Below are 7,926 nucleotides of genomic sequence, written 5' to 3' on the forward strand. Positions count from 1 at the left end.
ACATGGCGATGCGGACGCTGTGGAATAGACGGCGTCTAATTCGGCAATGATGGTTAATCAGTGCTATGATTTTACTAGATATCCAACCTTATATTGAAAATTGAATAAAGTGGTGAGAATATGACAGACCTTCAGATCGCTGATCTAGAAGAAATGAAATTGACCGATCTATACAAATTAGCCAAGCAATTTCAGGTGCCGTATTACGGGACTCTTAAGAAAAAGGAATTAATATTTGCTATATTGCGTGCTCAAGCGGAAAAAAGCGGCTTAATGTTCATGGAAGGCGTGCTGGATATTTTGTCCGAAGGCTTTGGATTTTTACGGCCGATTAATTACTTGCCGAGCAAGGAAGATATTTATATCTCAGCTTCCCAAATACGGAGATTCGATCTTAGAAGCGGCGATCTCGTATCCGGGAAATGTCGCCCGCCAAAAGAGAACGAACGTTATTTCGGGCTTTTGCAGGTAAATGCTGTAAATGGTGAAAACCCGGAAACAGCATCAGAAAGACTTCATTTCCCAGCGCTTACCCCTCTTTATCCCGAAAAGAAGCTGGTGCTTGAGACCACCTCTTCGAAGCTTTCTACTCGCATGATGGATTTGCTCGCTCCTGTTGGGCTCGGACAACGCGGACTCATTGTTGCCCCTCCGAAAACAGGCAAGACGCTGCTTCTCAAAGAAATTGCCCACAGTATTTCTGAAAACCGTCCCGATATTAAATTATTCGTTCTGCTCATTGATGAGCGTCCAGAGGAAGTTACCGATATGCAGCGCTCTGTTAAAGGTGAAGTTATCGCCTCAACGTTCGATGAGCTGCCAGAAAATCATATTAAAGTAGCCGAACTTGTGCTTGAACGTGCGCTTCGCCTTGTGGAACACAAGAAGGATGTCGTTATTCTAATGGATAGTATTACACGTCTAGCTCGTGCTTATAACTTGGTCATACCTCCATCTGGCCGTACGCTAAGCGGCGGTATTGATCCGGCGGCGTTCCACCGTCCGAAACGTTTCTTTGGTTCGGCAAGGAATGTGGAAGAAGGCGGCAGCTTGACGATACTCGCTACAGCTCTGATTGAAACGGGCTCGCGTATGGATGATATCATTTATGAAGAATTTAAAGGTACGGGCAATATGGAGCTTCATCTTGACCGGAAGCTTTCCGAACGGCGGATATTCCCTGCGCTTGATATGCGCAGATCAGGGACAAGACGCGAAGAAATGCTGCTTACGAAGGAAGAGCTTGATAAAGTGTGGGCGATCCGTAGAGGCATGACGGATACTCCTGATTATGTTGATAATTTCCTTAAGAAGCTCAAGGACAGCGAGAACAACGAACAGTTTTTGATGTCGCTAGATACTACAGTGGAAGCCAAGCCGGAGCGCTCTAGTATCAAGAGCAGCACAGCAACGACGACAAGCAGACGGCCTACGCCTAGAACGACGCACGGATCGTAAGACCGCAGGAGGGAGAACAACATGAATCTCGTATATGCGGATGAACAAGGCAATGTATTTGACCATCCGGATTTTATAGCCTTGGGTAGAAGTGGTGACATGATCGTTGAAATTATGGAGGATGAACTAATTCCACTTCCTAATGGTGCGACCTTAGTCAGCTTGCCCTTTACTAGGCCTATTGGACTTAACCCGGACACGGGTGACATGCAGGTGCTTCCTGGAGGTGCTCAGGCGGTTGGCGCGCTGCTGCCGCAAGGCTTTACGCGTCTGTGCCTGCCTGGTTATGTCAAGGCAGACAAAAACGAAAAACTCCCGTTATTCGGATATACAGCAGTCGTATGGAAGGACGGCAATTTCTATGTAACGGCGGAGCAATGCGATGATCCGGAACGTTGGGACCCGCTCAACTGCGATCGTGGCGAGCTGGGCATTCAGGTCGAGCGACTGCTTGCTAAATACCCGGAAAACCGCTTATACAAGCATTTATCCAACTGCGCTTTGGGTTATGAGTGTTTAACTTCATCCAATACGTTCTTGGGCCGTTGGGAAGGCGCAGTCCCGGTATCTTATTCCTGCAACGCGGGATGCTTTGGCTGTATTTCAGAGCAGCCGGATGACAGCGGCTTTGTAGCGCCTCAGACACGGATGAACTTTAAGCCTACCGTTGATGAAGTCGTTGAGATCATGCTGGAGCATTTAAATGCCCCGGAATCCATAATCAGCTTTGGCCAAGGCTGCGAAGGCGAGCCTTCTACGCAAGCGAGAATTATTGTGGAAGCGATGAATCGCGTACGCAGTCAGACCTCGTTAGGTTATATTAATATTAATACTAATGCGGGTTTGACCGATTACATGCGTGCTATTGTAGATGCAGGACTGAATCTTATGCGCGTAAGTACGATCAGTGCGCTGGATGATCATTACAACGCTTATTACAAACCGCGCGGATATACGCTGAAAAATGTCGAGAAATCTTTAAAATATGCTTCCGACAAGGGCGTCTATACCTCAATCAATTATTTGATTTTTCCAGGGGTTACGGACCGTGAGGAAGAAATCGAAGCGATGATTGGTTTCGTGAAGCGGACGGGCTTGAAGCTCATTCAGATGCGTAATCTCAATATCGATCCCGAGAGTTATCTGGCTATTATTCCAAAGGCGCAGGGCGAAATTTACGGGATGAAGCAGATGCTTGAAATATTCCGTGAAGAGCTTCCTGACGTTGTCATTGGTTCCTACACACATGTACCGCCAGCCACGATGCTTCGTTAACTGACAATTAAACGGTAATTTCAGTTATTATTAACATATGAGCGATTATTCATTGCAACTGCAAATCAGTTCATGCTATAATCCGAGATGTGTGATTTAACTCTGGGTCCGCATGCGATTCAGGGCAGAAAGAGGTGAACGAGATGAAACAAGCTATTCATCCGACATACCACATCATTACAGCAACTTGCGCTTGTGGAAATTCCTTCGAGACTGGTTCGATTAAACCGAGCCTTCGCGTAGAGGTTTGTTCCCAATGCCACCCATTCTACACGGGTAAGCAAAAGTTCCTGGATGCTGGCGGCCGCGTCGATCGTTTCAAGAAGAAATACGGCATCTAATCCTACAAATCATTTTGCCTTTATTTGGCAGAATACAAGAGCCTCCCTCAGCCATCCTATTGGATAGAAGGGAGGTTTTTTGATTGGAAAAAAAATCATTGCAATCGTTTAGCCGCATTGCCTTTGTTATGATGCTGACAGCTGCGTTCCTATTTGTGGTGGCGGGCTGTGGCAACAGCAAGCAAGAAAACAGGCTAAAAACCTATGGGCATGACGGGTATATGGGATACTCCAACAGCAACCCCAATTTGCCTAACCGGTATCAATATCTTAATTATGATGCAGACGGCAAGATGGTGGAGCAGGTGCTTGAGCCTCTAACGGGAATAGAACGTACCCAAATCTACTTCAATGGTACGGCTTTGCATGTGAATATAAAAGTAAACAAATCGCTCTCTGACGCGCAAGCCGAGCAACTGCTTGCAAAGGCCCAATCCGTGGTGCAATATAATATGCCGCGGTATGACGTGCATGTTGAGGCGAAGAAGTAATTGCAGCCCATTTTAATCAATTATAGGTACGAGTTGCGCTTTGCCTCGGAATCGGCTATACTTATTTTTGCCGTGCTAGATGGGGAGGTAGCGGTGCCCTGTAACTCGCAATCCGCTGTAGCGAGGTTGAATTCCTATTTGAGGTTGTGCTGATGTAGGGTCTTGGCACTTGCGAGCAGTGTTGACAGTTGGGTCCGCCGCAATGGACGTTTGTGAACCCGGTCAGGTCCGGAAGGAAGCAGCCATAAGCAAATTAGTTCATGTGCCGGGGGAGTGCCTGACTCGAGCTGTAGTGCAAGGATGTCGCTTGGGTCGCATTTATCAGGAGTAGGTGCACGGTACTAACTATTTTCTGAAGTGTAACGCTAATCATAACACCTGTAACCGTTTTTCGATATTTTATCGAAACTAGCGATTGCAGGTGTTTTTGTTTTTAAATCTTTTGTTTTATTCAAGCGGCTAAGGTCAAAAGAAGTTTTGCTTGCTACACAGTTGTTGTATAATAGGGATAAAGCATTAATATATTGCAGTTCATGGATACAAAAAGGCAACATGAAAGGAAAGGTCTGCGTGTCACATATCGCTTTATACCGTGCCTGGCGTCCGCAGACGTTTCAGGACATGGTTGGTCAACAGCATATTATTCAAACGCTGCAAAACTCCATTCGCGAACAGCGCGTATCTCACGCGTATCTATTCAATGGTCCTCGGGGGACGGGAAAAACAAGCGCGGCTAAAATTTTGGCGAAAGCGGTTAACTGTGAAAGGGGCCCTGCAGAAGAGCCTTGTAATGAGTGCGACGCTTGTATCGGCATTACCGCAGGCCACATTATGGATGTTATCGAGATCGATGCCGCTTCTAACCGTGGGATTGACGAGATCCGTGATATTCGCGATAAAGTGCGGTATGCCCCTTCGGAAGTGCGGTTCAAAGTTTATATCATAGATGAGGTACATATGCTTACGGCAGAGGCGTTCAATGCGCTGCTCAAGACACTTGAGGAGCCGCCGGGGCATGTGATTTTTATCTTGGCGACGACTGAACCGCATAAGCTTCCTGCGACGATTATCTCACGGTGCCAGCGCTTTGATTTCAGGCAGGTTTCGCTGGAAGAGCAGACGGAGCATTTAGTGAAGATTTGCCGCGAGGAAGGCATTCAGGCAGAAGAGGATGCCATTGCGTATATCGCAAGATTATCTGAAGGCGGAATGCGCGATGCAATAAGCTTGCTGGAGCAGGTTTCTGCTTTTGCCGATGGAAGCATCACTCTAGAAGCGGCGGTAGACGTTACCGGGGGCATGGCGGCTGACCATTTTTATCAGCTGGCCGAGGCTGTGAAGGACCGAAATGTTGCGGCAGTAATGCCGCTTGTGGAGAGCTTGATGCAAGCAGGCAAAAGTGCGGACAAATGCATGGAGAATTTGATATATTATTTCCGAGACTTGCTAGTCATGAAGCTTGCTCCGCAAGGGGGGGCGGCCACCGAGCGCATCGTTGATCCAGAGCGCTTTAAGGCCATGGCTGCAGCGTTCACTCCAACCCGTCTGTTTGCCATGATTGATACGCTAAACCGCTATCAGGTTGAGCTAAAGCATGCATCGCAGCCACAGACTTTGTTTGAGGTTGCTCTGATGAAACTTTGCACGCTAAGCGAAGAACAGTCGTCTGGCTCAGGGCAATCGGCGGTTTCTGAATCGCAGGGAGCTGCGTCTGGTGGAGTGCCATCGGCTGAAGTCGGCCGATTGCGGCAGCAGATAGAGGCGTTGGAGCGGAAGCTCGAGCAAGCGATTCAGAATGGAATTAGTTCGGGATCGGCTTCGGCTAGCGACCAAGCTGCCAGCAAGCAGGCGGCGCGAACCAATGCGGTTCGCAACTCATTTGGCGGTTCAGGCGGCATAGCAAGGTCATCGGTTAAGCTCGATCCTTATCTTGCGACAGCGGGAAGCCCGGAGTTCAATCAAATCCGCATGAAATGGAATGATGTGCTCCAGGGCGTAAAGGATGCAAAAATCACGGTACATGCATGGTTGAAGGATGGCGAGCCGGTTGCATCGGCTGACGACGCCATACTTGTCGCTTTCAAAAATACAATGCATAGGGAAACGACCGAAAAACCTGCAAATCGTGATATTATTGAGAAAGTCATGCATACTGTCCTTGGCAGCCCATTTCGGATTGTTACCGTTATGCTGAAGGATTGGCAAGCTGCAGCGCAAGGCGCAACCGTTCAGAAGAGCGAGACGCTTCAGTTGGAGCCTGAGGGTTCCATTCCAGCACAGCATTCCGGCAGGCCTGAATGGGTAGAAGAAGCGGTTAAGCTGTTTGGTGAGGATCTGGTTGTAGTGAAGGATAAAGATTAAATACTAATGATGAGGTGACTGTAATGAACAATATGAACCAAATGATGAAGCAAGTGAAAAAAATGCAGGATCAAATGATGAAAGCACAGGAAGAGCTTGAAACGAAGACGGTTGAAGGCACAGCAGGCGGCGGCGTTGTAACGGTTGCAGCAAATGGCCACAAGAAGCTTCTAAGCATTACAATTAAGCCAGAAGCGGTTGATCCGGATGATGTTGAAATGCTGCAGGACCTAGTGCTTACCGCTGTTAATGATGCACTCGCTAAAGTCGATGAGCTGGCTAACAAAGATATGGGCAAATTCACTGGCGGTATGAAAATACCTGGATTGTTCTAAGAAGCGACCCTGCTCTTTGCTTGAAATAAATAAAAGTATAGTACGTTCGTACTTTTCTTTTATTTCTTCGTCAAGGCTGTTTCAGTGTCTAGGAGACACCGAAGGCGTTTTTTGCTTGAAAGGAGCTGTACCCTGATTTGTATTACCCCGAACCGATAGCGAAGTTAATTGATGCTTTTACGCGATTACCGGGTATTGGACCCAAAACGGCCGCCCGTCTGGCGTTTCATGTGCTTCGAATGAAAGAAGACGACGTCATTGATTTTGCGAAGGCGCTAGTTAGCGTTAAGCGCAATTTGTTCTATTGTTCGGTTTGCTGCAATATTACCGATACGGACCCGTGCCGGATTTGCCAGGATAAATCCCGCGATCATTCCGTCATTTGCGTCGTACAAGAATCGAAAGATCTTGTGGCCATTGAACGAATGAAGGACTTTCAAGGGCAGTACCATGTGCTGCAGGGTGCCATCTCTCCAATGGAGGGAATTGGTCCGGATGAGATTCGAATCGCTGAGCTATTGCGGCGACTGAGCGACGAGCGAGTCCAAGAACTAATACTGGCGACTAATCCGAATATCGAGGGTGAAGCGACGGCCATGTATTTATCTAGGCTGATTAAGCCTTTCGGTATTCGTGTAACGCGAATTGCCCACGGCTTGCCTGTTGGCGGCGATCTTGAATATGCCGATGAGGTAACTCTCTCCAAAGCGCTGGAGGGCCGCAGGGAAATAAATTAGAGCAGAAAACAAACAAAACGGCAGGCCGAGGGAAATACGGTCTGCCGTTTTGTTTGTTTTCTGGAAGGAACGCTTAAAAGCGAGGAACGGCGTTCTAATCCTTTCCCCATGTTTATACATATAGTAATGTGCTGTATGAAAACCGGACAAGCGGGAGGGGTTGGCAATTGAAAAAGCGGCAGGATATCAATATGGAGAAAGAAGCAAAACAAATGGATGAGATTCGAAGCGAAATCGTTGAGGCTCACCGAGAGTGGGAGAATGCCAATCGATTTTTTGATTATGCGCTTGGAAAGGATCAAATCGATTATGCCATTCATTGTATGGTGACCGCGGAGAAAAGATATGACATGCTGCTTCGATTAGCTAAGCGTACGAGTGGAAATTGGGCAAGCTGGAGGGGGATCATAAAATGAAAACGATTTGGATGACTGTTTTTATTGCTTCATCGGCTTTATTGATCTTGGTTATATTAAGGAACAAGTTGTCATGGGGGTGGCTCCGAAGCTTTACTCTTCACCTGGTGATGGCAGCTGGTTTATTGTATGTACTTAACTATTCCGGACTCGTACCTGGCATGTATATCCCGTTGAATCCAGTGACGATCGGTACTGTACTCACCTTGGGAGTACCTGGAGTTGCGTTAATTGCCGGTCTTCAATGGGTTGTTGTGTAGTGAATTTAAAAAAGGTTCAGGCAAAAGGTTGACTCGGGCTGTATTTATATGCTACATTATATCTCGCGCCAAGAGTAAGTAAACAAGCTTCAAAAAAAGAAATAAAAAAAGTACTTGCATTAACTTGGGCATCTGTGATATATTATAAAAGTCGCCAATGAGACACACGGCCGACACGAAAGAAAAGATTGCTCTTTGAAAACTGAACAACGAGTAATAACTGCCTCGCAAATCCTTCGGGATAAGCGAAAA

The 7,926-nt window shown here is 47.1% G+C and carries 9 protein-coding genes and 1 other RNA gene; all 10 read left to right on the top strand.

Annotated elements, in window-relative coordinates; all coding sequences use genetic code 11:
- Window positions 1-120 precede the first annotated feature (120 nt).
- The 10 genes from rho to FJQ58_RS01660 all read left to right on the top strand — a co-directional run bounded on the left by rho (window position 121) and on the right by FJQ58_RS01660 (window position 7,674).
- Complete coding sequence (rho, locus tag FJQ58_RS01615) at window positions 121-1,458, top strand: transcription termination factor Rho (RefSeq protein WP_139990700.1); 1,338 nt, start codon at window positions 121-123, stop codon at window positions 1,456-1,458.
- Between the two features lie 21 nt (window positions 1,459-1,479).
- Window positions 1,480-2,733 carry a radical SAM family protein gene (locus tag FJQ58_RS01620; RefSeq protein ID WP_139990701.1) on the top strand — a complete coding sequence of 418 codons (1,254 nt, stop codon included), beginning with the start codon at window positions 1,480-1,482 and terminating at the stop codon, window positions 2,731-2,733.
- Window positions 2,734-2,876: 143 nt separating this feature from the next.
- Entirely contained in the window at window positions 2,877-3,074 is a 198-nt protein-coding gene (rpmE, locus tag FJQ58_RS01625; RefSeq protein WP_053373265.1) for a 50S ribosomal protein L31, read from the top strand.
- A gap of 83 nt (window positions 3,075-3,157) precedes the next feature.
- The gene (locus tag FJQ58_RS01630; protein ID WP_139990702.1) at window positions 3,158-3,565 is read left to right on the top strand and encodes a hypothetical protein; all 408 of its coding nucleotides are present in this window, start codon (window positions 3,158-3,160) and stop codon (window positions 3,563-3,565) included.
- Window positions 3,566-3,635: 70 nt separating this feature from the next.
- Window positions 3,636-3,904: signal recognition particle sRNA large type (gene ffs, locus FJQ58_RS01635), an RNA gene on the top strand.
- Between the two features lie 231 nt (window positions 3,905-4,135).
- Window positions 4,136-5,926, top strand: coding sequence for a DNA polymerase III subunit gamma/tau (gene dnaX, locus FJQ58_RS01640; RefSeq protein WP_139990703.1), 1,791 nt, complete (start codon window positions 4,136-4,138; stop codon window positions 5,924-5,926).
- Window positions 5,927-5,949: 23 nt separating this feature from the next.
- On the top strand, window positions 5,950-6,261 hold the full coding sequence (locus FJQ58_RS01645) for a YbaB/EbfC family nucleoid-associated protein (RefSeq protein ID WP_139990704.1): 312 nt from the start codon (window positions 5,950-5,952) through the stop codon (window positions 6,259-6,261).
- Window positions 6,262-6,398: 137 nt separating this feature from the next.
- Window positions 6,399-6,998, top strand: coding sequence for a recombination mediator RecR (gene recR, locus FJQ58_RS01650; RefSeq protein ID WP_139990705.1), 600 nt, complete (start codon window positions 6,399-6,401; stop codon window positions 6,996-6,998).
- A gap of 167 nt (window positions 6,999-7,165) precedes the next feature.
- Window positions 7,166-7,414 carry a DUF2508 family protein gene (locus FJQ58_RS01655; protein WP_238403706.1) on the top strand — a complete coding sequence of 83 codons (249 nt, stop codon included), beginning with the start codon at window positions 7,166-7,168 and terminating at the stop codon, window positions 7,412-7,414.
- A complete protein-coding gene (locus FJQ58_RS01660) occupies window positions 7,411-7,674 on the top strand; it encodes a pro-sigmaK processing inhibitor BofA family protein (RefSeq protein WP_139990706.1) in 264 nt (87 codons plus the stop codon). Before FJQ58_RS01655 ends, FJQ58_RS01660 begins: the two co-directional genes overlap by 4 nt.
- The last annotated feature ends 252 nt before the right edge of the window (window positions 7,675-7,926 follow it).

The sequence above is a fragment of the Paenibacillus paridis genome (assembly GCF_006345825.1).
GTDB lineage: Bacteria > Bacillota > Bacilli > Paenibacillales > Paenibacillaceae > Pristimantibacillus > Pristimantibacillus paridis.